Annotated in this window: 28 protein-coding genes; 13 read left to right on the top strand and 15 right to left on the bottom strand. The window is 56.2% G+C overall.

Going from position 1 to position 23,664, the window contains the following annotated elements:
- The 4 genes from ACEW8N_RS17115 to ACEW8N_RS17130 form a co-directional block, all read left to right on the top strand.
- On the top strand, positions 1-666 hold a 666-nt coding region (locus tag ACEW8N_RS17115), incomplete at its 5' end, for a TVP38/TMEM64 family protein (protein ID WP_373501067.1).
- A gap of 3 nt (positions 667-669) precedes the next feature.
- Positions 670-1,260, top strand: a complete 591-nt coding sequence (locus tag ACEW8N_RS17120; RefSeq protein ID WP_373501068.1) for an RsmD family RNA methyltransferase — start codon at positions 670-672, stop codon at positions 1,258-1,260.
- 102 nt (positions 1,261-1,362) lie between these two features.
- Complete coding sequence (locus ACEW8N_RS17125) at positions 1,363-2,265, top strand: 3-hydroxyacyl-CoA dehydrogenase family protein (RefSeq protein WP_373501069.1); 903 nt, start codon at positions 1,363-1,365, stop codon at positions 2,263-2,265.
- Positions 2,266-2,388: 123 nt separating this feature from the next.
- Positions 2,389-3,177, top strand: a complete 789-nt coding sequence (locus ACEW8N_RS17130; protein ID WP_373501070.1) for a hypothetical protein — start codon at positions 2,389-2,391, stop codon at positions 3,175-3,177.
- Positions 3,178-3,305: 128 nt separating this feature from the next.
- Here the strand turns inward: ACEW8N_RS17130 and ACEW8N_RS17135 are convergent, their stop codons facing one another.
- The 5 genes from ACEW8N_RS17135 to ACEW8N_RS17155 are packed head-to-tail and all read right to left on the bottom strand — an operon-like array spanning position 3,306 to position 6,197.
- Entirely contained in the window at positions 3,306-3,677 is a 372-nt protein-coding gene (locus tag ACEW8N_RS17135; protein ID WP_373501071.1) for a response regulator transcription factor, read from the bottom strand.
- 39 nt (positions 3,678-3,716) lie between these two features.
- Entirely contained in the window at positions 3,717-4,262 is a 546-nt protein-coding gene (locus ACEW8N_RS17140) for an ATP-binding protein (RefSeq protein WP_373501072.1), read from the bottom strand.
- Positions 4,259-5,005 carry a PHP domain-containing protein gene (locus ACEW8N_RS17145; RefSeq protein ID WP_373501073.1) on the bottom strand — a complete coding sequence of 249 codons (747 nt, stop codon included), beginning with the start codon at positions 5,003-5,005 and terminating at the stop codon, positions 4,259-4,261. The genes ACEW8N_RS17140 and ACEW8N_RS17145 overlap by 4 nt, the downstream gene beginning before the upstream one ends.
- A gap of 32 nt (positions 5,006-5,037) precedes the next feature.
- The gene (locus ACEW8N_RS17150; protein ID WP_373501074.1) at positions 5,038-5,373 is read right to left on the bottom strand and encodes a hypothetical protein; all 336 of its coding nucleotides are present in this window, start codon (positions 5,371-5,373) and stop codon (positions 5,038-5,040) included.
- 2 nt (positions 5,374-5,375) lie between these two features.
- Positions 5,376-6,197 (bottom strand): ATP-binding protein, encoded by an 822-nt coding sequence (locus tag ACEW8N_RS17155; RefSeq protein ID WP_373501075.1) that lies wholly within the window; start codon positions 6,195-6,197, stop codon positions 5,376-5,378.
- Positions 6,198-6,512: 315 nt separating this feature from the next.
- Here ACEW8N_RS17155 and ACEW8N_RS17160 point away from each other — a divergent pair, with 315 nt between their 5' ends.
- From ACEW8N_RS17160 to ACEW8N_RS17185, 6 genes are all read left to right on the top strand, one after another.
- Positions 6,513-6,788 carry a GIY-YIG nuclease family protein gene (locus ACEW8N_RS17160; protein ID WP_373501076.1) on the top strand — a complete coding sequence of 92 codons (276 nt, stop codon included), beginning with the start codon at positions 6,513-6,515 and terminating at the stop codon, positions 6,786-6,788.
- A 97-nt stretch (positions 6,789-6,885) separates the two neighbouring features.
- The gene (locus tag ACEW8N_RS17165) at positions 6,886-7,107 is read left to right on the top strand and encodes a DUF4177 domain-containing protein (protein ID WP_373501077.1); all 222 of its coding nucleotides are present in this window, start codon (positions 6,886-6,888) and stop codon (positions 7,105-7,107) included.
- Positions 7,108-7,181: 74 nt separating this feature from the next.
- Complete coding sequence (locus ACEW8N_RS17170; RefSeq protein WP_373501078.1) at positions 7,182-8,093, top strand: SDR family oxidoreductase; 912 nt, start codon at positions 7,182-7,184, stop codon at positions 8,091-8,093.
- 204 nt (positions 8,094-8,297) lie between these two features.
- The gene (locus ACEW8N_RS17175) at positions 8,298-9,224 is read left to right on the top strand and encodes an alpha/beta hydrolase family protein (protein WP_373501079.1); all 927 of its coding nucleotides are present in this window, start codon (positions 8,298-8,300) and stop codon (positions 9,222-9,224) included.
- Positions 9,225-9,586: 362 nt separating this feature from the next.
- On the top strand, positions 9,587-9,985 hold the full coding sequence (locus ACEW8N_RS17180; protein WP_373501080.1) for a hypothetical protein: 399 nt from the start codon (positions 9,587-9,589) through the stop codon (positions 9,983-9,985).
- Between the two features lie 13 nt (positions 9,986-9,998).
- Positions 9,999-10,472, top strand: a complete 474-nt coding sequence (locus ACEW8N_RS17185) for a DUF4398 domain-containing protein (protein WP_373501081.1) — start codon at positions 9,999-10,001, stop codon at positions 10,470-10,472.
- A gap of 55 nt (positions 10,473-10,527) precedes the next feature.
- Here ACEW8N_RS17185 and ACEW8N_RS17190 read toward each other — a convergent pair whose 3' ends face one another.
- From ACEW8N_RS17190 to ispF, 3 genes are all read right to left on the bottom strand, one after another.
- Positions 10,528-11,448, bottom strand: a complete 921-nt coding sequence (locus ACEW8N_RS17190; protein ID WP_373501082.1) for a DMT family transporter — start codon at positions 11,446-11,448, stop codon at positions 10,528-10,530.
- Between the two features lie 381 nt (positions 11,449-11,829).
- Positions 11,830-13,824 (bottom strand): excinuclease ABC subunit UvrB, encoded by a 1,995-nt coding sequence (gene uvrB, locus ACEW8N_RS17195; RefSeq protein ID WP_373501083.1) that lies wholly within the window; start codon positions 13,822-13,824, stop codon positions 11,830-11,832.
- Between the two features lie 11 nt (positions 13,825-13,835).
- Positions 13,836-14,303 (bottom strand): 2-C-methyl-D-erythritol 2,4-cyclodiphosphate synthase, encoded by a 468-nt coding sequence (ispF, locus tag ACEW8N_RS17200; RefSeq protein WP_373501084.1) that lies wholly within the window; start codon positions 14,301-14,303, stop codon positions 13,836-13,838.
- A 262-nt stretch (positions 14,304-14,565) separates the two neighbouring features.
- Here ispF and ACEW8N_RS17205 point away from each other — a divergent pair, with 262 nt between their 5' ends.
- Positions 14,566-15,315: a LysM peptidoglycan-binding domain-containing protein gene (locus ACEW8N_RS17205; protein WP_373501085.1), complete on the top strand. Its 750-nt coding sequence runs from the start codon at positions 14,566-14,568 to the stop codon at positions 15,313-15,315.
- A 20-nt stretch (positions 15,316-15,335) separates the two neighbouring features.
- Here the strand turns inward: ACEW8N_RS17205 and ACEW8N_RS17210 are convergent, their stop codons facing one another.
- Complete coding sequence (locus ACEW8N_RS17210; protein ID WP_373501086.1) at positions 15,336-15,806, bottom strand: YcgN family cysteine cluster protein; 471 nt, start codon at positions 15,804-15,806, stop codon at positions 15,336-15,338.
- Positions 15,807-15,910: 104 nt separating this feature from the next.
- Between ACEW8N_RS17210 and cutA the strand changes: the two genes are divergently transcribed.
- A complete protein-coding gene (cutA, locus tag ACEW8N_RS17215) occupies positions 15,911-16,225 on the top strand; it encodes a divalent-cation tolerance protein CutA (RefSeq protein ID WP_373501087.1) in 315 nt (104 codons plus the stop codon).
- Here the strand turns inward: cutA and ACEW8N_RS17220 are convergent.
- The 6 genes from ACEW8N_RS17220 to ACEW8N_RS17245 all read right to left on the bottom strand — a co-directional run bounded on the left by ACEW8N_RS17220 (position 16,215) and on the right by ACEW8N_RS17245 (position 22,147).
- Positions 16,215-17,003, bottom strand: coding sequence for an RluA family pseudouridine synthase (locus tag ACEW8N_RS17220; protein ID WP_373501088.1), 789 nt, complete (start codon positions 17,001-17,003; stop codon positions 16,215-16,217). The two genes, cutA and ACEW8N_RS17220, sit on opposite strands and share 11 nt — an antisense overlap.
- 25 nt (positions 17,004-17,028) lie before the next feature.
- Positions 17,029-17,751 (bottom strand): ABC transporter ATP-binding protein, encoded by a 723-nt coding sequence (locus ACEW8N_RS17225; protein ID WP_373501089.1) that lies wholly within the window; start codon positions 17,749-17,751, stop codon positions 17,029-17,031.
- Positions 17,751-18,518, bottom strand: a complete 768-nt coding sequence (locus ACEW8N_RS17230; RefSeq protein WP_373501090.1) for an ABC transporter ATP-binding protein — start codon at positions 18,516-18,518, stop codon at positions 17,751-17,753. Before ACEW8N_RS17230 ends, ACEW8N_RS17225 begins: the two co-directional genes overlap by 1 nt.
- 11 nt (positions 18,519-18,529) lie before the next feature.
- Positions 18,530-19,606: a branched-chain amino acid ABC transporter permease gene (locus tag ACEW8N_RS17235; RefSeq protein WP_373501091.1), complete on the bottom strand. Its 1,077-nt coding sequence runs from the start codon at positions 19,604-19,606 to the stop codon at positions 18,530-18,532.
- A gap of 8 nt (positions 19,607-19,614) precedes the next feature.
- Positions 19,615-20,526, bottom strand: a complete 912-nt coding sequence (locus ACEW8N_RS17240; RefSeq protein WP_373501092.1) for a branched-chain amino acid ABC transporter permease — start codon at positions 20,524-20,526, stop codon at positions 19,615-19,617.
- A 454-nt stretch (positions 20,527-20,980) separates the two neighbouring features.
- Entirely contained in the window at positions 20,981-22,147 is a 1,167-nt protein-coding gene (locus tag ACEW8N_RS17245; RefSeq protein ID WP_373501093.1) for an ABC transporter substrate-binding protein, read from the bottom strand.
- Between the two features lie 145 nt (positions 22,148-22,292).
- On the opposite strand from ACEW8N_RS17245, the gene manA reads away from it, so the two are divergent.
- The gene (manA, locus tag ACEW8N_RS17250) at positions 22,293-23,570 is read left to right on the top strand and encodes a mannose-6-phosphate isomerase, class I (RefSeq protein WP_373501094.1); all 1,278 of its coding nucleotides are present in this window, start codon (positions 22,293-22,295) and stop codon (positions 23,568-23,570) included.
- The last annotated feature ends 94 nt before the right edge of the window (positions 23,571-23,664 follow it).

Consider the following 23,664-nt stretch of genomic DNA (forward strand, 5'->3'; position numbering starts at 1 on the left):
ATAATAAAACCGCTTGCAGGCATACTTCTCATCGTCATGGCCACATGGGCCTACAAGACTTTTGACCTCATGGGGCTTTTCAGCCTGGACCGTATGACGGAATTCGTCAATTCTCTTGGTGCTTTTGGGCCAGTGGCGTTCATCTGCCTGTGCATTGCAGGCGTGTTTCTGCATGTGCCCGAGTTTTTGGTCATTGCTCTTGGGGGCGTGATTTTCGGCGGTGTCAAAGGATTTTTCTACGGCTGGATAGGAGCGCTTACCGGGTCGACAGCAACTTTTCTCTGCATGCGCTATTTCATGCGCGACACGGTGCAGGCATCACTCAACGGGAGGTTCAAACGGCTTGATGCTCTTGATGCACGTTTTGCCGAGCATGGTTTTCAGACCGTGCTCATGCTGCGGCTGATTCTTTTTATGGCTCCGCCGATGAATTGGCTCATAGCGCTCACGCGCGTACATTTCCTTCATTATATCGCAGCTTCGGCTCTGGGCATCATACCCGGTGTTGCCGTCATCTGCTACTGCGCAAGCACAATCGTCAAGGCCCGCTCATTCTCCGATGTGCTGACGCCTGAGTTTATCCTGCCGTTTGCACTGCTTGCAGCCCTTGTTCTGGGCAGCGCCCTTGCAGCCCGGCGCCTGCTCGGCAGCCGGCAGGAGGCATGATTTATGGGCTCTATCACCATAACCTCCGGAACATTGCGGGGCAGGCGCATACAGACGCCCGAGGGCAGCCAAACGCGGCCTCTGCTGACGCGGCTGCGCAAGAGTCTGGCTGATATTCTCCGACCGCGGCTTTCGCAGGCCCGGCTTCTGGACCTTTTCGGCGGCTCAGGCGCTATCGCCTTCGAGCTTCTGTCAAACGGCGCGGCAACAGCGGTGGTGGTTGAGCTTATCCCGAAAACAGCAGGGCTTATCAGTCTCAATGCCCGGTCGCTGGGGGTTGCGCAAGCAGTGGAGGTTGTGCAGGGTGATGGTATTGCCGCCATTGAGGGACTGTCACGGAAAAATGAAGCTTTCGACATCGTCATCGTTGCACCGCCCTATGGCCTCGGGCTTCAACAGAAGGCCGTTGCCTCTCTTGCCCGCCATCCGTTATTGAAACCAGGTGGGGTCATTATCGTGCAGCGCGAGGAGCGGGAGCCTCAGGTTGCGCCGCCCGATGGCCTTGCCTTTGTGCGCATGCGGGAATATGGCCGCACGGTGTTCGACTTTTATGCGCAAGGCGCTTTTGGCGTCCAACCTCTTCAAAAAGCTTAAATTTTTACTTGACGATGACTATGCTATTATATACTCTACCCAGCATTGTTGAAAGCCCACGCAATGCCAGGTATATTACTAGAGTGAAAGGTTAGACGCAGTATGGCAACGGAAAAAAAGGCCTCAAGCATTTCTCATATCAAGACTATCGGCGTGATCGGCGCCGGGCAAATGGGCAAGGGTATCGCCCAGGTGGCAGCTCAGGCTGGTTATACAGCCATCGTTGTTGAGCCCTATGACGAGGTCATTAAAAAGGCGAAGGCCTCCATAGAAAAAAGCCTGTACCGCGCTGTTGAGCTTGGCAAAGTAAAGAAAAAGGACAGCGATGCAGCCCTGTCGCGCATGCATTTTAAAAAAGAGCTTCAAAGCCTTGAAGAAGTTGATTATGTGGTCGAGGCCGCGGTGGAAAACGAACCCGTGAAAATGGATATTTTTTCAAACATTGACAAGATCTGTGCGCCGCATGTCATCCTGACCACGAACACGAGCTCCGTGCGTCTGGGCAGGCTGGCAACCGCAACCGGCAGGCCGGAGATGGTGCTCGGCATGCACTTCATGTACCCTGCGCAGATGATGAAGCTCGTTGAGATCATTCGAACGCCGGCCACCTCTGAAGAGAGCTATCAGACGGTGCGGGACCTTGCTCTCAAGATGGGCAAAACACCCGTTACCGTGACCGACAGCCCCTGCTTTATCACCAGCAGGCTTATACAAACCTTCATCAATGAGGCCATTTTTTGCCTGCACCAGGGCGTTTCGACCAGGGAAGAGATTGATACGGCCATGAAGCTGGGGATGAATCATCCCATGGGGCCGCTTGAACTCGCCGATTTTATCGGCCTTGATGTGGTGCTTGCCATGCAGCAGTCGCTGTATAACGGGTTTCAGGATCCCAAGTACCGGCCCTGCCCCCTGCTGATGAGCCTTGTCGAAGTGGGGCATCTCGGGCGCAAGACAGGCCGAGGCTTTTTTGAATACAATAAGGACGGCAGCAGGAAGGGCTGAAATGAGTCTGTGAAAACCCGTCTGCCGGAACAAGCAGTATGCCGCAGTGCCTTGCGCGCCGTGTATATGATGTTTCTTGCTTTAGTATGCAGAGTCTAAACCTTGACTATTGAATAGTGTTGTATGAAAAAAAATGATTTTTTAGCGGCCTCTGTTCTTTGTGCTTTCCTTGTATGCGGTGGTGCGGAAACGGCGCCTGCCCAGGTCGAAGAGGCCGGCGGCAGCGAGATGGTTTCGTGCGCCAATGGCATGATCAAGGTTGATGCGCCTAATGTGAAGCCAGAGGACCTGATTCGCGATATTGGCGACAGGTGCGGCATTAAGATTGTGGTATTCGGCGAGGCTTTCGACGAGAAGCCCATCGGCGTCAAATTTCAGCAGATGCCAGTGCGCATGGGCATCCAGCGGGTGCTGCGTATAGCCAATATGCCCAATTTTGTTTTGCACTTCGACAATAGCACGAGCCCCCGCATTGTCGAGCTTGATCTTATGGGCAAAAAAGGCGGCGAGCGCCAGTTGACCTCGGGTGAGGGGCGCCCGGCATCTTCCGGGCCTGTATCTGCCCCTGCATCGAAACCATCTTCAGTGCCCGCTTCCGTAAAGGTGCCGGAAAAGGCGGCGCCGCCGGTTAAGAGCGATGCTAAGAAATCCCCCACGCCCGATCCCAAGGATCTTTTTTCTGACAAGGCTCAGGAAGATTTCATGAGGGTCATGGATGAGATGATGCAAGCCCAGGAGTCGGGCGAAGAGCCGGATCCGGCCGAGGTTCTGCGGATATTCAATGAGGTGGTGCCGCAGGAGGTTCGCGATCAGATACCGCCGGATGTTCTCAAGGAAATTCAAGAGTTTGAGAAAAATCCGGACTCTTTTATGCCATCGGCAGCAGGCGGGAATTTGAAAAAGAATAAGTAGGCATTGCTGAAATCAAAAACACGCAGTGTTGAAGACACTAAACAAAAAACAAAAACCGCGCTACTTCAAGCGCGGTTTTTGTTTTTAGGCTTTTTTATCTCTATCAGGCTAAGCAACTCCAGGCGGTTTCAGCCGATTATGCTTTGGACAATGCTCACAAGCCGTGCAGGCTCGACGGGCTTCTGAATAATGCCGATAAAGCCAAGGTCGCGGATCTGCGTTGTTGCGGCGGTCATGTCAGCGATGCTGCTTAAGAGAAAAACGGGTATATCGTTGTTCAGTTTTTTGATCTGCTCGGCGGCCTGCATGCCTGAATCGATGGCTTCCATCATCATATCGCACAGAATCAAATCGGGATTGGCCTGCTGAGCAAGTTCAAAGCCCTGCTTGCCGCTGGATGCCGAGATAATGACATAGCCTTTGGCCGACAGTATCGTGTGTACGGTTTCAATAATATCGGGATCATCATCAATCACAAGTATTGTTTTTTTTTCTGCCATGGCTTTCTCCTTTGCAATGATTACCTCTCGCGCAGCGCCTCATGGACCGCATAGCTCACGAACATTTTTCTTAATATTATCCCGCAGAACAGACAAAACTGCAACATGATTTAAGGGCACGCCGTCAAGCTGCTCACGAAGCTGGCTGGTGTTGAAAGAGTATTCGCGGGCACCCGAGCGGCAGACAAAGCGTAGCTCGATATCTGGACTGGCAAGCAGCAGGGCTGCCACAGTGCCGGCCACATCCCCCAGCGGTTGCCGGTCGATATGGCTGTGCTGAAATACAGCGGTTATGCAGGTGCCCATCCCCTCCTGCGACGTGATGGAAAATGAGCCGCCCGCCCGCTGCGCGGCATTAGCCGCAAGCGGTATGCCAAGGCCTGTGCGGCGGGTTGTCTTTGTCGTGTAGAAGGGGTCGGAGACGCGGGCCAGAACTTCAGGGGACATGCCCCGGCCGTTGTCGGAGATGAGCACTGTGAGGGTGTCGGCAGCCTCATCGCGCTCCAGGGTGATGCCAAGCTCCGTTGCTCCCGCACGCAGGGCATTTTCTGAAAGGTCAAGAATATGCAGCGCAAGCTCTTTCATGGGAGGGGCTCCTCAACACATCGTCCGCCTCTGCGGGCAAGGGCGAGCTGTATCTCCGCAAAGCACGGGCTTTCGAGATACATCATGGTGCATGAGCGGCCCACATCGTTCAGGCAGTGGGCATCCGATGAGGTGATGAACGTGTACCGGGAAAGACCGGGGAACCGGCGCCTGCCGCCTGCTATGCCGAGGGCCGCCGATATTTCAAGCCCGTTAAAGCCCGCGCTTTCAGGAACGCAGCCGAGCTGGCTGATGATGCTGAAAAATGAGCGGTCGATATGGGAGGCTATGGCAATGCCGCCCAGGCTGTGGATGTTTCCGGTGACATCATTGAGCGCCATGGTTGTTGCGCTGAATAAAAGATGCGTATTAAATGCTTCAACCTCTTCCCGCTCATTGACGATGGGCTGGCAGCCGAAGCGGCGTTCGTCGTTATCGCCGGGCAGGCGGCTGTAAATTATTTCCTGGAACAGCCCCACAGTTTCAAGGCTTGCGAACAGAGCCAGCACATGAGCCTCTTCTTTTGTGGTCACCTCCATTCCGGGGATGACGACAAGAGGCGTATCACGGGCTGCCTGCATGACATGGACGATGTTTTCCGAGGCATTATGATCGGTAATTGCCACCAGGTCAAGACCCCGTGCAAGGCAAGCCGCAACGAGAGCTCTCGGGTGCATATCGAGCTGTGCGCAGGGCGACAGGCAGGTGTGGTTGTGTAGATCACAGGCATAGAGTCGGGCCATGGCTGCTCTCGGGAAGAAGGGGGAGAGAGTTTTTAGCTGTTCAGCAGCCGGTATATTTTGCCCACAAGCTCAAAAGACTGCAGGCTGCTTACCATGAGGGGGATGCCCTCGGCAGCAGCCTTTTCAATCGTGTCGGCTTCGGGTTCGGCTCCCTGCACGATGATGATGCCGGCATGGTCTTTGAGGGATGCCACGGCAATGATGTTCTGATGAGTCTGCCGGGTGATCCAGAGATGGCCGGCGGTGCTGTTGGCCATGACATCGCTGAGCAGGTCGCCCACAAACCCGCCGGTCACATCGGCGCCGAGGCGGTCGGGCCGGCACTTTACCGAAAGCTGAAGCTCTTTGACAATGCTTTGTACATCCATGGCTAGAGTTCCTTTATGTCATGATGTCTGTTGATGATGCTGCGCAGATAGGTCCCCTTGTTGACCTCTGAGGAAATTTCAAAGGTATCGGAAAATCGTTTTATGTTTGCCAGGCCCATGCCGGCGCCGAACCCCAGAGACCTGATGGTGTCATCAGCCGTTGAGTAGCCTTCCTGCATGGCAAGGTCAATATCGGGAATTCCCGGGCCGCGGTCGATGGCTTCAAGGGATATCTGCTCGGGGGCCACATAGCAGAAAATCGTGCCATGATCGGCGTAGGAGATGATGTTTACTTCAGCCTCAAAGGCAACGACTGCTACGCGCCGCACGATTTCTTCGGGTATGCCCTGGGTTCGCAATGTCTTTTTTATTTCATTTGCCGCGCGGCCTGCTTCGGAAAAGTTGCGGCCCTGCACCCGGTGGCCGCTTTCAAAACTTGCGGTCCCGAGCGAGATGTTCACCTCGGCGACATTAACGGCACACCGGCAGCCGGCCATGCCATGCTGAAAAAGCAGGCCGCAGGTTTCGAACATTATATGGGCAGTGGCAAGTATCGGTATGCCCAGTTCGCCAGCCATTTCAACGGCCTCGGGTAGCGGTTTTTTGCCGCGGCAGATGACTATGGCAGCTATGTCCAGAGCAAATGCCGTACGCACGGACTGGGCATTGGTAATTCCGGTAATCAGCAGGCAGTCGGGCTGGGCAAATGCCAGCACATCGCTCATGAGATCGGCGCTGAAAGCGGTTTTTACCTCAAGGCCGAGATGGTCATGACCGGTATACACAGCTGCTTTAAGAATATCTCGAACTTCGGCAAGCGTCATGCTAGATTCTTAGCACAGCCCTGGCATGCATGTCAATCAACAGGCTGGACTTCAGGGTGCTGAAAATGCCCCTATCCGCGGCAATCTGCTTGACCCTGAATCTGTTTCGGGTTATCAACCAGCATGGAAAGACAGGAGTCAGTCCGCCGCGGCGGATTGAAGACAGGAGTCGGAAGGGGCGGATAGGATTTCGGTGCGCAGGGGCGTTTGGCAAACGCCCTCTGGTTCAAAGTAAAGAATTTTATGTTGGGGCGGGCTTTATGCCCGCCCTGAGTGGACTCGCGAAGCGTACAACGTTCGGTTCAAATTTTCAACATGAGTCACGATAATAAATACTGCATCTATTTGCTTGAGTGCCGCGATGGTTCTTATTACTGCGGGATAACCACGGACATGGATCACCGGCTCAAGCAGCATAATGAGGGAACTGCATCCAGGTACACACGAGGACGCACTCCGGTTACAGTTCTTGCGCGAACCGGCAATTGCTACTCAAAAAGCATGGCCTTGAAGTTTGAGCGCCAAATCAAGAAGTGTCCTAAGCATAGAAAACCTTTTATGGTGACCATAATTACAAAAAAAGGGGAGTAAATAGCACCTCCCTATTATTTACCCGAAAGCAAAACCTGTATGAGTCATTTCAGAAACCACCGCACTATTGAATCGATATGCAACATGGGAGATACACATGAAAAAAAGAGAATTCAAAATTGAGATCGTTAGGGAAGGGGCTATAGGCACAATGATTCTGGGCGCCAGCAAGCTGCCGGTAAAAAAGATGGAAGAAGTTATGAACCGCTATGGTGCGGAAGGCTGGGAAATGAATTTTATGGTGCTTGAGCAGCACCGGATGCTTCTGTTCTGGGCGAGGGAAGCTGCTGTTATCACATTTTCACGAGAGATTGCCTGAACTCAGAATTTTCATGAGCCTTCAGGTATGGTTGAGGAACATATCCCGGTATCTTTTCATCAGGAGAAAACGCCATGATCCTGTATGTGGGAGCAACAGGCAAGCTGGGCAGCGTCGCGGTGCGGGAGCTCGCACAAAGGGGGAAAAAGATCCGGTGCCTGGTGCGCTCCGGCTCCGATGTGAGCGGTCTTGCGGCGACGGGCGCGGAGATGGTCCGGGGCGATCTGCGGGACCAGGCATCGGTGAAGCAGGCTTTGGAAGGCATCGATACGGTTATCAGCAGCTTTGCCACCAATATCGCCAAAGAGCGCAGCACAGCCACCCTCTGGGCCAATGACTATGAGGGCAATCTGGCGCTCATACGCCTGTCGAAGAAGGCGGGCGTCAGGAAGTTTGTTTTTGTGAGCTATTGGGGCCTTGCCAAGTTTGGCGATTTCGAGCACGGGAAGATAAAGAAAATGGTGGAGGACCTGCTCACGGTCAGCGGCCTTGACTATACGGTGTTCAGGGTCACCACGCTTGCCACGGACATGTCGGAGCTGCTGGGCTCCACGCTGCTTCGGAAGGGCCGCGTGCCGCTGCTCATGAAGCCCCATGAGAAGATCAGGCCCATACTGCTTGAGGATTTGGCCTGGTGCATGGCCGATGCCATCGACAACCCCAAAGCCTGCCGGCGGATCATCGAGGCGGCGGGAGAAGAGGAGTATGATTTCCGCAGCCTCGAGCAGCTCTTCTGCCGGGCGATGGGCAAAAAAGCTCGTTTCATTTTCGTGCCTCTGCCGCTTGCAAGCTTTGCCGCCTCGTGCATCGATTTCGCGACCGGCAACCGCTACAATGCCCGGGGCATACTCTCGGCCTTCACCGGCGGCAGCACCTGCGACATTAGCGATATGAAATCGATTTTTGACGTCCGGCAGGGCAGCTTTGCCCGGTACCTGGAGGATTTTTTTAAAGAAGCCCGCGGGCAGGCTGACAAGCATGCCTGAGTCTATGCCACTGGGTTAAAATGGTGGCGCAACCGACCCTGAGCTGAGGGATATCAAAGGAAGCTTGCCTTGAAAATGAGACGAGTCATCAAATTTGTACAAGTGTTTTTTGCCTGCGCAATCTTACTGGCGCATGATTATTCTTATGGCGCAAAAAAACCGGCATAGATAACAAATGATCTTTCTGCCAGCGGTACATTGGGGGTGGAGATAATCGAGTTCCCCAATCTTATTGATGCTGCCAGCGGCAGGAAAGTGCCGGTCAAGGCATTTGTGCCGGTCGAGGGCGGGCCGTTTCCGGTAGTTATCGTGTCGCATGGAGCGGGCGGAAACTGGGATGCCAATTTCGCACAAGCCCGCCATCTGTCCTCGCACGGGTATGCAGTGTTTGCCGTGGAACATATCGGAAGCAACACTGAAGCTTTGGAGCGCTCGATGCGCTTCATAGCCAACCTCAAGGCAATAACAAAGGATGCGGGCGAGGTGCTCGGCCGGCCAAAAGACATCAGCTTTGCCATCGACCGGGCGGATGAATGGAACAAGACGAACGATAAACTGCGCGGACGGCTGGACATGAAACATGTCGGCGTTCTGGGGCACTCATTCGGCGCGTATACTACGCTGGTCGTTGCCGGCATGCGGCCGGCATTGAAGTGGCTGAAGCCGGCTGTTGCGCCGGGCCAGGGGCTGGGGCCGGACCTGCGCGACAACCGTGTCATCTGCGGCGTTGCGCTGTCGCCGCAGGGACCGGGCGAGCCTTTCTTTATTGAAGCCAGTTATGCGTCGCTGAAGATTCCGCTGCTGGGCATCACTGGCAGTAAAGACAAGCAGCTGAACGCCGGGCCGGAGAATCGCCGCCGGGCGTTCGAGCTCTGGCCGCCCGGAGACAAGTATCTGATCTGGCTTGCAAACGCCGATCATCTTTCGTTTTCAGACGCAACGGGCTCGCGTCGCCACATGCTGCCGTCGCTTGTTCGCGGAGACGTGCAGCCTGTGGTACGGGCCGCGACGCTGCTGTTCTTCAACGCGTACCTTAAAAGGGATGCCAACGCACAGAAGTCGCTGACGACAACCGGGCTGAAGCCGTATTTGCGTGGAGCGGTCAACACTATCGAGGTGTTGAACAAATAACGTCTGTTTGAAAAATGGGAGACAACCTGCCCGCTATAGTTTCAGGTATTTGCCTTGACACACAAAAGCCCTGTGCCTGTCTTCTGTTTATCCAAAAGCTCGCTATGAGAATGCAGGGCTCCAGCAAAAATAAATGCTCTAGCGCTTTAAAAAAAGCCAGATAGTATTTATTTATTTATTTCAACATCGCGTACTTGAAATTCTGCTGATTAAAAGCTATGAGATACCTACTGGCAAGCTTAGTGTAGCGGCCTGCAGCAGCGCACGCATCATAGAGCTGAGGTGCCGCGGAATGATTCAGCGCCGGCGACAATCGGCCGGCATGCCTGCCGGTATAAACACTCTGAGTAAGGAGTACGCGCATGAAGAGAAATAGTCGTAAAAAAAGACCGCAGATCGCAGAACTTGCTCTGGCATGTGCCGTGCTGCTTTTTGCAGGCGGGTGCGCCACGACTTCCGGCAGCAGCAGCGCAGCTGCCATGAAAATAGCTGAAAGCGAGAGCTCCATTGCTGCCGCGCACAATGACTGCGTTCAAAACGCAGCAGATTTGGTAAACGCCGAGCTTAAGCTGACGCAGGCCAGGGCGGCTTTGGAGGCGCGGGATTATCTCACTGCAGCCTGGCGGGCGGAAGAGGCAACTGCTGATGCGAATTATGCCCGTACACAGGCCGCATTAGAGCAGGCCGAGCTGTCTGCAGAGCAGCTTCAAAAGTCAAACGCGAGACTGAAAATGGCTATCGGCAAATCCAAAAGCAATTAAGGGAGGAGTCATCATGACCTTTAAAATGCATGCCCTGTCCGGATATGGACTCATGCTGGCCCTTGCACTGATTTTTTCAGGCTGCGCAGCATCCCATCAGGAAATAATGGCGCGGGATCATCTGGCAAGAGCCCGGACAGCCTATACCATGGCAAAAGCTGATCCGATAGTGGCGGCCAATGCCCCTATACCGCTCATGGATGCCGGGAAAACCCTTGAAGCCGCTGAGCAGGCCCGCGATTTCAATGAAATGAACCACTTGACCTATATAGCTGAAAAACAGACTCACATCGCTGCTGCCATGGCGCGCATAAAAGTGGCCAGACAGAAAAGCGGGGAGCTTCGCCGCGAAAACGATCAGATGCTCGAGCAGTTAAACGCCCGCGCACAATCAGCAGTGGACCCTGAAGCGTCAATGCGTGAGGACCGCGCAAAGGCAGAGGAGGAGCGACGGCAAAGCAGGCAGCAGGGGGGGCCACACCTGTAATGATTGCACAATAAACTGCAGGCTAAAAAAGTGTGGTGACTGGAACTGCCCCCGATTATACCCTTGCCAGGGGCTCTATCTCAGGTTTTGGAGCGCTCAGAGTGGTGAGGGCCAGTGCGCTGAGTATGAGCACCATGCCAAGTATTTCCAGAGGCTGCGGGCTTTCGCCCAGCTGCCATGCGGCAGCCAGCAGCCCCACCACAGGTATGATCAATCCACTCAGCCCTGCGACGCCCGCGGATACATGTTTGAGCGCATACAGCCACAGGAGCCATGCCACAGCGCTTGCCGGAACCGCATTATACGCCAGCGCCCCGATAAAGGAGGCTGTCCAGTGAATCGGCGGATCTGACGATATGGCGCTTGCCAGCAGGATCGGCAGGCTGCCAAATGCCATTTGCCACGCGTTAAACGACAAAAGCTCCACAGGCTGTTTCCGGGTCAGCTTTTTTAACACAATCGTGGCTGCAGCCCAGGAAATACCCGCCAGAACCGCCAGCACTTTACTCATGAGGCCGCCGGCCATGCTGAAAGGCATCAAAATACATACCAGGCCGGGAAGAGCCAGCCACACACCCAGACCCTGCCGCCCGCTCAGCCGCTCTCCCAGAAAAAGCCAGGCAAAGAGCAGCGTCCAAAATGACATCGTATAGGTCAGAATCGCGGTTTTGCCTGCCCCTCCCTGAACCAGCGCCAAGGTAGACAACCCTATTAAACCGCCGCTTTGAAGCAGGCCGACAAGCGCGCTGCCCCAGAACACCTGAGGGCGCAGGGATTGACGGCGCAAGGCCATTACCAGGAAGATGCTCAGGGCTCCAAATACATTGCGCAGAGCTGCAAAAGCAAAGGCAGGGGCATCCCGGACCGCAATTTTCATAACGACCCAGTTGTATCCCCAGATCAGCGCCAGGAGCAGCAGCGCAACAATTGCCAGCTGTTGGGGCTTGAATGAAAGAGGTTTCGCGGGAAGAGGCATGGCTCTGCTGGTAATCTTTTTAAAGGAACTCGCTTTAGGAAGTGCAGACTATAAAGTCGGGGCGGTTGCGTGTCAATAAAAAGTTCGTTGCTGACCATTGCATGAAGAACGAAGGGCATGCCGGCTTTTTTTTTATAAACAGGGGCGGTGGGGGTGTTGAAAAAGTGTCATCCTCGAAGTGAAGGATCTCTGAATTCATTAAAACGACGAGATTCTTCGTCGCCTGCGGCTCCTCAGAATGACATTTATTTTAATTGTGACACAGCCTCCAAAGGCGGTGGGCCCAGGCAGACAATGAGGCGTACTTTTTGTACGTCGCAGTGAAGCATGATGAGCGCAATCCCGCTCCAGCGGGACAGATGGGCGTTTTTCAACAACCTGCTAGCGCAACTCCAGCTCCTGCCGCTCAAGCTCATAGAGCTGATCGCGCAGCTCAGCTGCCTTTTCAAACTCAAGGCTCTGCGCCGCCTCCATCATTTCCTTCTTCAATTTTTTTATCAGCTTCGGGATATCTTTCGGCGCTTTGTACAGGGCCTTCCGCTCGGCGGCCACGGGCACGGTCACATAATCCATCTCATAGACCGTGCCGAGTATGTTCCTGATGTCCTTTTTGATCGACGCGGGCGTGATGCCGTGCTCGACATTATAGGCAGCCTGAATGCTGCGGCGGCGGGCGGTTTCGCGCAGGGTGGCTTGTATGCTGCGGGTCATGACGTCGGCATACAGAATCACGCGGCCGTCCACATTGCGGGCAGTGCGGCCGCAGGTCTGTATCAGCGCCCGCTCCGAGCGCAGAAAGCCCTCCTTGTCGGCATCAAGTATGGCAACGAGGGACACCTCGGGCAGGTCAAGGCCCTCGCGCAGCAGGTTGATGCCGATGAGTACGTCGAATTTCCCGAGGCGCAGATTCCTGAGAATCTCCATTCGCTCAAGCGTATCCACCTCCGAGTGCAGGTACTCGACCCGGACCCCGAGTTCGCGGTAGTAGTCCGTCAAATCCTCAGACATGCGCTTGGTCAGCGTAGTGACAAGGGTTCTGTCGCCCTTTGCGGTCTGGCTGCGAATTTCGGCAAGCAGATTGTCAACCTGGCCGGTGACGGGCCGCACCTCGATCTGCGGGTCCATCAGGCCCGTCGGCCGGATCACCTGCTCAGCCACTATGCCGCCTGCCTGTGCAAGCTCATACTCGGCCGGGGTTGCCGAGACATAGACTATCTGCTTCATTTTTTTTTCAAACTCCTCGAACATGAGGGGCCTGTTGTCCAGGGCCGACGGCAGACGGAATCCGAAATCAATCAGCGTCTGCTTGCGCGACCGGTCACCGAAATACATGCCCCTGATCTGCGGCACCGAGATATGGCTCTCGTCGATGATCAGCAGAAAATCCTCGGGGAAATAGTCAAACAGCACCCATGGCGGCTCGCCGGGCAGGCGGCCGTCCATGTGGCGCGAATAATTCTCGATGCCGTTGCAGTAGCCCATGTTCTCGATCATCTCAAGGTCATAGAGCGTCCGCTCCTTGATGCGCTGCGCCTCGATGAGCTTGCCGTCTGCTTTGAAGGACTCAATGCATCCGGCAAGCTCCCGGCGGATGAGCCCGGCCGCCCGCTTGAGATTGTCCTGCGATGTCACGTAGTGGCTGTTGGGGTAGATGTGCATATGCCCCGCCGCGCGCAGCACTCTGCCCGTGAGCGGGTCGATCTCGGATATGGCATCGATCGTGTCGCCGAAAAACTCGACACGCACGGCCGTATCCTGCTGGTAGGAAGGAAATATCTCGACGCTGTCGCCGCGCACGCGAAAGGTACCGCGGTGAAAGTCGAAATCGTTGCGCTCATACTGTATGGCCACCAGCCCCGCCAGAAACTCGTCGCGCGACATATCTGCCCGGTCGCGCACCAGCAGCAGCTGGTTGCGGTATTCCTGCGGCGAGCCGAGGGCATAGATGCAGGATACGCTTGCCACCACGATCACATCGCGGCGCTGCAGCAGGGAGGCCGTGGCAGAGTGGCGCATGCGGTCAATCTCCTCGTTGATGGAGGAGTCCTTGGCAATATAGGTGTCGGACACCGGAAGATAGGCTTCGGGCTGATAGTAATCATAGTAGCTGACAAAATATTCGACGGCGTTTTGAGGGAAAAGGGTTTTGAACTCGTTGAAGAGCTGGGCGGCGAGGGTCTTGTTGGGGGCCATGACGAGGGTCGGACGCCCCAGGCGGGTGATGACGTTCGCCATGGTGAAGGTCTTCCCCGAGCCGGTCACGCCAAGCATGACATTATGGGGCTTTCCGTCGGTGATGTTGCGGCATAACGCCTCGACGGCGTCGGGCTGATCTCCCGTGGGAAGAAAATCAGATGTTAAGGAAAACAGCGGCATGATGATCCGGATTATTCCAGGAGCACGGCGCTCGTGGCGGCAATCCCCTCCCCGCTGCCGATCAGGCCCAGGCCCTCGGTGGTGGTCGCCTTGATGTTGATGCGATCCTCGGTTACCCCCAAGGCGGAGGAGATGTTCCGGATCATCCGGTTTCGGTAAGGCGCCATTTTCGGCGCCTGTGCAAAAATCGTCGCGTCGATGTTGACGAGGTTCAGGCCTTGCCGGATGACCATGTCGTAGGTTGCCCTGAGCAGCTTCATGCTGTCGATATCCTTGTAGGCCGGGTCCGTATCCGGGAAATGACGGCCGATATCCCCCAGGCCCGCAGCGCCCAAAAGGGCATCGCAGATGGCATGGAGCAGGACATCCGCGTCCGAGTGACCGAGCAGCCCCTTTTCGAAGGGGATGGCGACGCCGCCGATGATCAGTTTTCGGTCAGGCACCAGTTGATGGACATCGTGTCCCAGGCCGATTCGCATATGGCTTCTCCAGGAATGCTTCATGTGGGTTGCGTTGATTTTCCATACCATAATCCACTGCCCGGGTAAATACGGCGTGACGGCATGCAGGGCCCGACCCCGGTGCCAATGGCGTCCAATTATTGGACAATTTTTTGAGTATGATATTGTTAACGGTTAAAAACTCTGATAAAATAAAAGATTATGTTGCAAGACAACAAGATCGCCTGTCGAGCAACCTGAACCGATATGAATACTCTCTTCCATCTGCTTCGAGGAAAAAATGAAATCGTTTAAAATCAGTAACTACGACATTGGAATGCCTGCCATCTTAGCAGGCGCGGGTATTTTGACACTGATCATCTGCATGATTGTGCTGATTCCGGGCCGCGAGGCGCCGGATGAAAACACGGCGCTCGATGAGGCTGTCGCCCGCATGGAAACCCGGATCGCGGCGCTTGAAAGCCGGCTGGAGAGCACCATGGCGGCCCCGCCCCCCGCCGAACCCTCCGAGATCCCTGCCGACGCATTGTCGGAGTACGAGGTGCACGTCCAGTCCATAACCGATCAGATAGCCGGAATTCAGAAAAAAATAGACTATATCGACAAGCGCCAGGGGAATCTGGAGGAGCGCGTGGTGGGGTTTACCGCACCGCCGCCCAAGCGAGAGTCCTCACGGAAGCAGGCGGCCAATTCAGCACCGAAACAGGCTTCTTCACGGAGGCAGGAGGCCACTTCAGCGCCGAAACAGGCTGCGTCAACGAAACAGGCTGCATCAACGAAACCGGCCGCCGTCCCGGCGCCGAAAAAAGAGATTGCGGCCAAGCAGCCGACCCCGGCCCTGAAAAAAGAGCCTGCCGAGACAAAACAGGCACCCGCCAAGTCCGCGAAATACCATCTTGTCGCCCCAGGGGACACCCGGTACAGTATCGCGCGGCAGTATGGGCTGACCCTGGCGCAGCTCAACGCCATCAACGGCTTTTCAGAGCAGACGATCATTCAGCCCGGGCAGAAGATCGTCGTTCAGAAATAGGGGCGCAAGGCGGTCGGCATTCAGGATGACAGGGATCCGCCGCCGCGCCATACGTCTTCGGGAATGATATAGGGATCGAGGTCGTCGGTATCGACGTATATTTCCGAAACCGCCTTGTCTCTCAGGGAGATGCCCGCATCATGGACGGTTTCGGAACTGCCTGATATCAGGGGATGCCACCAGGGCAAGGGGCGGCCTTCCAGAATGCGGCGATAGGCGCAGGTCGGGGGGAGCCAGGTGCATTCGGATACAAGCGCCGGCGTCAGCGTGAGGCAATCCGAAATCAGCAGGGCCCGGTCCGCATAGGCTTTGCAGCGGCATCCATAAAGATCGAGGAGCCTGCAGGCAACACTCGTGTAAGAGACTTCGCCCGTGTCCGTGGCTTCGAGCTTGTGCAGGCAGCATCGGCCGCATCCATCGCAGAGGGTCTCCCATTCGGTCGGGGTGAGCTCTTCAAGCAACTTGTATTCCCAAAATTTCTTTCCGGACATGCATTCCTCCGGGAGGATTCCGATGGATTGCGGCTTTACTGCCGCCGGCGATTTGAGAAGAAAAGCGCCGCGGTTGTTGTTCACTGCCAGCAAAAAGGATTGTTATGTCTGGGTATTGTCTCGTAACCGTTACGTGCGCTTCCCGTGCCGATGCCGAGGGGCTTGCAGCCGGGATTTTGGAAAAGCGCCTGGCCGCATGTGTTCAACTATCAGAAATAACAAGCTTTTACGTCTGGAAGGGCACCCTCAACCAGGCGCCAGAGGTCCTTCTGCTCATTAAAACCCGGCAGGATCTCTATCCCATGCTGGAAACCCATGTTGTCCGGCACCACCCCTATGAGGTCCCCGAAATCGTCCGGGTTCCCATCGAAGACGGGTTGAAGGCGTACCTGGGCTGGATCGATGAGGTCACCCGATGACGCCGTCCCCGGCTTGCTTCCCGGCCAGATCCTGTTCCATGAGCCGAATCATCTCGACGGGGAGACCCGGAGATGCCAGGGTGGCGGGTGATGCTGTTTCGGGCAGCACAAGAGTGATGGACGCGGCGTGGAGCGCCAGCCTGCTGAAGCCCATGCTTTTCAAGTGCCGGATGGATTGCGGGGTGCCGTAGCGGGCGTCCCCGACCACGGCATGGCCGGCCATCCTGGCGTGGCGGCGGATCTGGTGCATGCGTCCGGTAACCGGTTCGCAAGCGATCAGGGTGTAGCGCGGGCTGTGGCAGAGGCTCCTGTATCGGGTCAGGCAGTGGACTTTTTTTCCCGTTCCCGCCGGATTTGACCGCCCGCCCGCGGTCTTCGACAGCGGCCAGGCCCACTCCCCCCACAAGGCCCCCTGCGGAATGGCGAGGTCCCCGTGTACAATCGCGTTGTATTCTTTGACAACGCGCTTTTCTTCGAACTGCCGTGAAATCCATCTGTGCGCCGCCTCTGCGCAGGCCATGATGACGATGCCGCTCGTTTCCTTGTCCAGGCGGTGAGGCAGATGAATGCCGAATCCGGCATCATACCCCATCGCTTCGGCCAGTTCGCCATGGGTTTCGACATATTGCGCCATTGCAGACAGGAGGTCGTGTCCGGGGTCATTATGAAGGCTGATGCCGGTCGGCTTTGAAACGGCCAGCCATCCCCTCCCCCACTTCAGCGGACCCTCCCGCAGGAGATCGGGGTCGCCCGCAGGCAGCGGGCACGGGTGTTTCAAGCGGCCTGTCCCATCATATTTGCGCCTATCCAAGGTAGGCCTTCCGGATTTCCGGATTCCCGGCCAGGGCATCGGCGGTGCCCTCCATGACGATTTCACCGGTATCCAGCACATAGGCGCGATGGGCAAATTTCAGGGCGAGCCGGGCATTCTGTTCGATGAGCAGGATCGTCATGCCCTGCTCGTTCAACTGCCGTAGGGTCCGGAACATGTCGTACATCAGAAGCGGCGCAAGCCCCATGGAAGGTTCATCCAGCAGGATGACCCTGCAGCCGGTCATCAGGGCGCGTCCAACGGCCAGCATCTGCTGTTCCCCGCCGCTCAGGGATTCGCTCCGCTGGGTGCGGCGTTCCACCAGACGGGGAAAGAGTTCGTAGACCCGCTGATAATCCTTTTGGATCCCGTCCGGGTCCTTTCGCGAGAAGGTCGCGAGCTTCAGGTTCTCCTCGACGGTCAGGTTCCCGAAGATATGGCGGCCCTCGGGCGCAAGGGCGATGTGGTAATCCCGGACGATGTTGTGGGCTTCGACCCCCTGGATGCTCTTTCCATTGTAGCGGATGTCGCCGGAGGAGATTTTGGGGCCCTCTGGCGGGGGCAGCCGCGTGATGGCGTGAAGCGTCGTGGTCTTGCCCGCGCCGTTGGCGCCGATCAGGGTGACGATCTCTCCTTCGTTGACATGGAACGAGATGCCGTGAAGGGCCTCGATGTTTCCGTATTTGACGACCAGGTCCTTGATTTCAAGCAGCATCAGATATTATCATCCCCCAGATAGGCCTTGATGACGGCGGGATTGTTCTGAATCTCCTCGGGGGTCCCCTCCGCGATGGTGACGCCGAAGTCTATGACCTTGATCCATGAACAGAGATTCATGACGACGGCCATTTGATGCTCAATCATCCAGATGGTGACATCAAAGGTTTCGTGGATCCACCGGATCATCTGAATCAATCCCTGGATGTCCGAGGAATTGAGCCCGGCGGCCGGTTCGTCGAGAAGCAGCAGGGACGGTTTGATGGAGAGCGCGCGGGCGATTTCCACCTTTCTCTGGATGCCGTAAGGAAGGTTTTTCGGGAACTCCCCGGCATACTGGCCGAGGTTCAGGGCGTCCAGCATCTCCATGGCCGTGTGATGGATCTTCCGTTCGCCATTTCCGTAGGCGCCGGTCCTTGCCAGGGCATCCCACAGGGAATATCCCATATTGTAGTGCTGGGATATCCGGATGTTGTCCAGCACGGTCATTTCGTTCCAGAGGCGGATATTCTGGAAGGTCCTGGCCACGCCCATGCCGGTGATCTGATGGGGCTTGAGCCCGATGATGCTGCGGTCCTTGAAGCGGATGTCGCCTCCGGAAGGGCTGTAGAACCCGCTGGTCAGGTTGAATACGGTGGTTTTGCCCGCGCCGTTCGGGCCGATCAGCCCCGTCAGCTCCCCGCCTTCGAAACGGATGGAAAAGTCGGATAATGCGCAAAGACCCCCGAAATTCTGGGTCAGGCCTTGGATTTCCAATAGAGACATGCCGCTGCCCTTTATCTAAAACAATACCATTTTTTGAGACGGGGAAAAATGTCGGGCAGCTCCTTGTTCCCCATGATGCCTTCAGGCCGGAATTGCATGAGGAGCACCAGGATCAGGGGGATGATCACCCATTTCCACACCTGGCTGACCTCGTAGGTATCCGGGAGGAGGTGAAGCCAGTGAAGGCCGCTGTTGATCCAGGGGATGACGAACCGAAGCCCCTCCAACAGAAGGGTGAACAGGATGGCGGAAATAACCGACCCGCTCAGGGAGCCCATACCGCCCAGGTAAACCATGACCAGACATTCGGTTGATTTGAGGATGCCGAATGATCCTGGATTGATATATCCCAGGATATGGGCGAAGAGCCCCCCGGCCAGGCCGGCCAGGCCGGATGAAATCATGAACGCCATGAGCTTCATGCGGTTGGTGTTGACGCCCATGATCTCCGCCGCGATCTCATCCTGATGGATGGCGATGATCCCCTTCCCGTAGGTGGAGGACACATAGCGCCGGATCAGCCATACGCTGAAGGTCGTTCCCAGGAGGACCCAGATCAGCATCCAGGGAAGAGCGATGACATCCTCCATGGCGAAGACGATCTTTTTCATCCCCATGAACCCGCGGGCTCCGCCAATGGCGCTCATGTTGATGATGGTGCTGGTGACGATGAAATTGGCGGCGATGGTGATGATGGCCAGGTAATCCCCGCGGATCTTAAAGGAGGGGATCGCGACCAGCATGCCGGCAAGGGCGGCTGCGACGGCGCCCGCCAGGATCACGAGGGGAAAGCAGTACAGCGCCAGCTCCGGGGGCAGCATGGGCGGCCCGAAGAATTTATCCTTGGTGAAGAGCAGTATGTTCAGGATGGAGGCGACATAGGCGCCGATGGCCATGAACGCGGCATGGCCGCAGGCGAACTCCCCCATGTACCCGTTGACGATGTTGAGGCTGGCCGAAAGGATGATGTTGATGCCGATGAACATGATGACGGATTGAATGTATAAATCCATCCATCCGGCATGGGAAGCGGCGACCAGGGTGCCGAAAAGCAGCATCAGCAGCAGGGGTACGGAAAATCGTTGCATCGCCGGCTCTATATCTTTGTGGTTTTCGCCACACCGAAAAGACCGGTGGGCTTATAGACAAGGATGATCATCAAAATGGAAAAGGCGATGAGGTCCCTGAACGTGGAGGGGAAGAAGGCAACCACGAGGATCTCCACAAATCCCAGCAAAAAGCCGCCGAGAAACGCTCCCCGGATATCCCCGATGCCTCCGACCACCGCCGCGATGAAGGCCTTCCAGCCGATCAGGGCGCCCATGTAAGGGTCGAGGATGGGGTAGGACATGGAATAGAGCAGGCCCGCGAGCCCCGCCATGGACGAGCCCAGAATGAACGTGAAAACGATCACGGCATCGATGGGAATCCCCATCAGGGGGACGGCGAACTTGTCGTAGGATATGGCCCGCATGGCCATCCCGATACGGGTTTTGGTGACGATGAACTGGAGCAGGACAAACACGAGAATTGCCGAAAAAATCACGGCGATTTTCAGGTTGGTCAGGCTGACCATCCCGATGGTGTACACCACCTTTTCGATCATTTCCGGAAAACTTTTTCGGCTGGCCCCCAGGAGCGCCAGATTGCCGTTTTCCAGGATCAGGCCGCACATCAATGCCGTAATGACCACATAGAGGCGGTTGGCGCCTTTCCGGCGCAGCGGGCGATAGGCGATCCGCTCCAGGGTCACGCCGACGCACGCCGTCAGGATCATGGTGAGGGGGATGCTCATGGCCAGCACCACCCATCCCGGGAGGTTCAGGGCTGTCAGGAAAAATGTGGCGACGAAAAATGAGATGTAGGCCCCGACCATGAAGATGTCGCCGTGGGCAAAGTTGATCAGCGTCAGTACGCCGTAGACCAGGGTATATCCCAGGGCGATCAGGGAATAGAAGCTCCCCCACTGAAGCGCGTTGAAGAGGTTTTGAATGATGCTATCGAACACGCAGGGTCCTTGCGATCGGGCACAGCCTCAGGGGTGAGTGCAACATGCCGACTGAAATGCCGCATGAAAAGATGGTCGTTCAGCGAAAAAAAAATTTTGGGGCAAGGGAGAGGTGGAGCGGATCTCCTTTGTAAATTCAGCAACCGAAACAGATGCCGCCGTCGATCTCGCACAACCTGCGCTTGAGATACGGGATCAAAAGGAATATCGCTCGAATATCGGATCAAATGACCACCCGCCGCATCAGAGATTCCACATCGGCCGAGATCCGCACAAGGACCGCGATCTGCAGGAAAAAGAACACCAGCGCCGCCTCAACAGGAACGTCAGATTCGGAAATCCGTCTTCAACTCTCCTTTTCGGTATCCATTTTCAGGACACCCGAAGCCCCAAACTTGTCAATAAGATGGTTTCACAAAGATGGTTTTGCATGGATCCTGGCCGAACCGTCCGATTACGGGCAGACGGATTCGGTGAATACAAATTCCCCGGCGTCGCTGATCTTGACTACGACGGCGCATTTGATGGGGTCTCCCTGGGCGTCAAATTTCATCTTGCCGGTGATGCCGTCGAACTCGGCAATATTTGCCATGGCCTCCCGAAGATTTTTTCGATCATCCGTGATCTTTCCGGTGATTTTGCCCATGTCCTGGATGCTCTTCAAGACGATGCGGGTGGCGTCCCAGGTCAGCGCGGCGACATCCGCCGGCTGATATCCGTATTTTTTCTGGTATCGGTCGATAAACTCCTTGGTGGCGCCGGTCGCGCCCGCGGCTGCGTAATGGGTCGAAAAATAGTGCCCCTTGCAGTCGTCGCCGCAGAGCGTCATCAACTCGGAATTGCCCCATGCGTCGGCGCCCATGAACGGCCCGGTCCATCCCAGGTCATGGGCCTGCTTGACGATGAGGGCGACCTCGTTATAGTTGTTGGGAAGAAAGATGAAATCGGGTTTGGCCGCGATGATCTTGGTCAACTGGGCGCTGAAATCCTGGTCCTTGTCGCCGTAGCTTTCATAGGCGACGACGGAGCCGGCCCCGCTCTTCTTCTCGAAGTCGGCCTTGAAGATCTCCGCGAGTCCCTTGCTGTAGTCGTTGGCCAGGGCGAACAGGACGGCCGCCGTTTTCGCCTTGAACTGTTTTATGGCAAAATCGGCCGCCACCGGCCCCTGAAACGGATCCAGGAACGCCGCCCGGAACACCCAGGGGCGGTCCTTGGTGGTGTCCGGATTGGTGGACCAGGGGGAGATCATCGGGGTGCGGTTGTCATCGCATACCTGGCCCGCGGGAACGGCCTGCTTGCTGGAATTGGGGCCCACGATGGCCAGGACCTGATCTCTTTCGATCAGCTTCAGGGCAGCAGAGACGGCGGATTCGGCTTTGGATTCATTGTCTTCGTAAATGAACTCGAGCATGTATTTTTCGCCGCCGATGTCAATCCCTCCTGCGCCGTTGATGTCTTCCTTGAGCATTTCACCGGCAAATTTGGATTCCTCACCGACCTTGGGAATATCTCCGGTCAGGGGGATGTTGAAACCGATTTTCACGGTTTTGCCCCAGGCGACCGGAGAGATGAGCATTACGGCCATCAGACATACAGCAATACCCAGTAATCTCTTCTGCATGGCGATCTCCTTAGATTTGGTTGATTAACGGTTTGGACCGAAATTATAACTTACAGATAGCTTACTGAATTCGGGCGTTTTGATATCATAATCCCAACCCTTTTTCAATCATTAATAATCGTCGTTTGTCATCGGACGGCGCCTTGTGATACTGTCCCCGATGGAAGCGGTCGGACGACCCGATGAACCCATGGACCGGCAGCAGGGTGAAAGTGTGATGTTCAAGAAGATCTTCGTCCTGGAAAATGAAATTCAGAGATATCCGTGGGGCTCCCCCACGGCGATCCCGGAAATGCTGGGGGTGCCGCCCTCCGGCATGCCCCAGGCGGAATTGTGGATGGGTGCCCATCCCAAAGCCCCGTCGAAGATCGAGATAAGCGGTGAATGGATCCCGCTGAACCTGGCCATCGAGCGGTATCCCGATGGCATTCTCGGTAAAAGGGTCGCCGGGGCTTTCGGAGGCGCGCTTCCTTTTCTGTTTAAAATTCTGGCCGCTGCCGCCCCCCTGTCGATTCAGGCCCATCCCAACCGGTCTCAGGCCGAAGATGGGTTCCGGGCCGAGAACCTGAAGAAAATCCCTCTGGACGCACCCAACCGGAATTATCGGGACCCCAACCACAAACCCGAATGCATTTGCGCGCTCACGCCGTTCTGGGGGCTCTGCGGATTCAGGGACGTTTCCGAAGCCTCGTTCTTTCTGGAACGCCTGTGCCCCGCAACCTTGGCGATGGAAATCGAAGGCCTTCGGAAAGACCCGCCTTTCAGCGCTTTCAGGCGGTTCTACAGAAGCCTCATGGCCTGTCCGGCAGACGCAGGGCAAGCCATTCTGAAAGAAGGCCTGGCCAATGCCGCCGCCCGCGCAGCGGAGCACCCGGTTTTCAGGTGGATTTCAGCACTCCACGAGACCTGCCGGGACGACATCAGTGTTTTGTCCCCGGCATTCCTGAATCTCTTTTGCCTCGACCCGGGCCAGGCACTGTTTTTGCCGGCGGGGGAGCTTCACGCCTATCTTGACGGGGTGGGGATCGAGCTGATGGCCAATTCGGATAACGTGCTGAGAGGCGGCCTCACCTCAAAGCATATCGACGTCGAGGAACTGCTCGGCATCCTGAACACCGAGCCTCGCCCGCTGGAGCTTATCGCCCCACGAACGGTAAGCGCGCAGGAGGCTGTTTATCCGACCGGCGCGGTGGAATTCCAGCTCTCGGTCATCTATGTGCCGGAGGGCCCCGACGGCATCCCCATGGGGAGTGACGGGGTCGAAATCCTGTTGTGCGTGGACGGCGACATCGATATTGCTGTTGACGACTCCCGGCGGCGGACCTTCCTGCCCCGGGGAGGCTCGGTGCTGATCCCCGGGGGAGTCGATCGATACACCCTCCGCGGCCGGGGGAAGATATACAAGGCGTCCGTTCCGGCATGACATCCCGCGGGTCCATGATCCCCTTGATCGGGTCGACCGTTTGAACGATGATGACGCTGTTCGTCAACCGCGCAGACACATGGGAATAAGCTGT

This window comes from Desulfococcus sp. (assembly GCF_041737845.1).
In the GTDB taxonomy this organism is placed as follows: domain Bacteria; phylum Desulfobacterota; class Desulfobacteria; order Desulfobacterales; family Desulfococcaceae; genus Desulfococcus.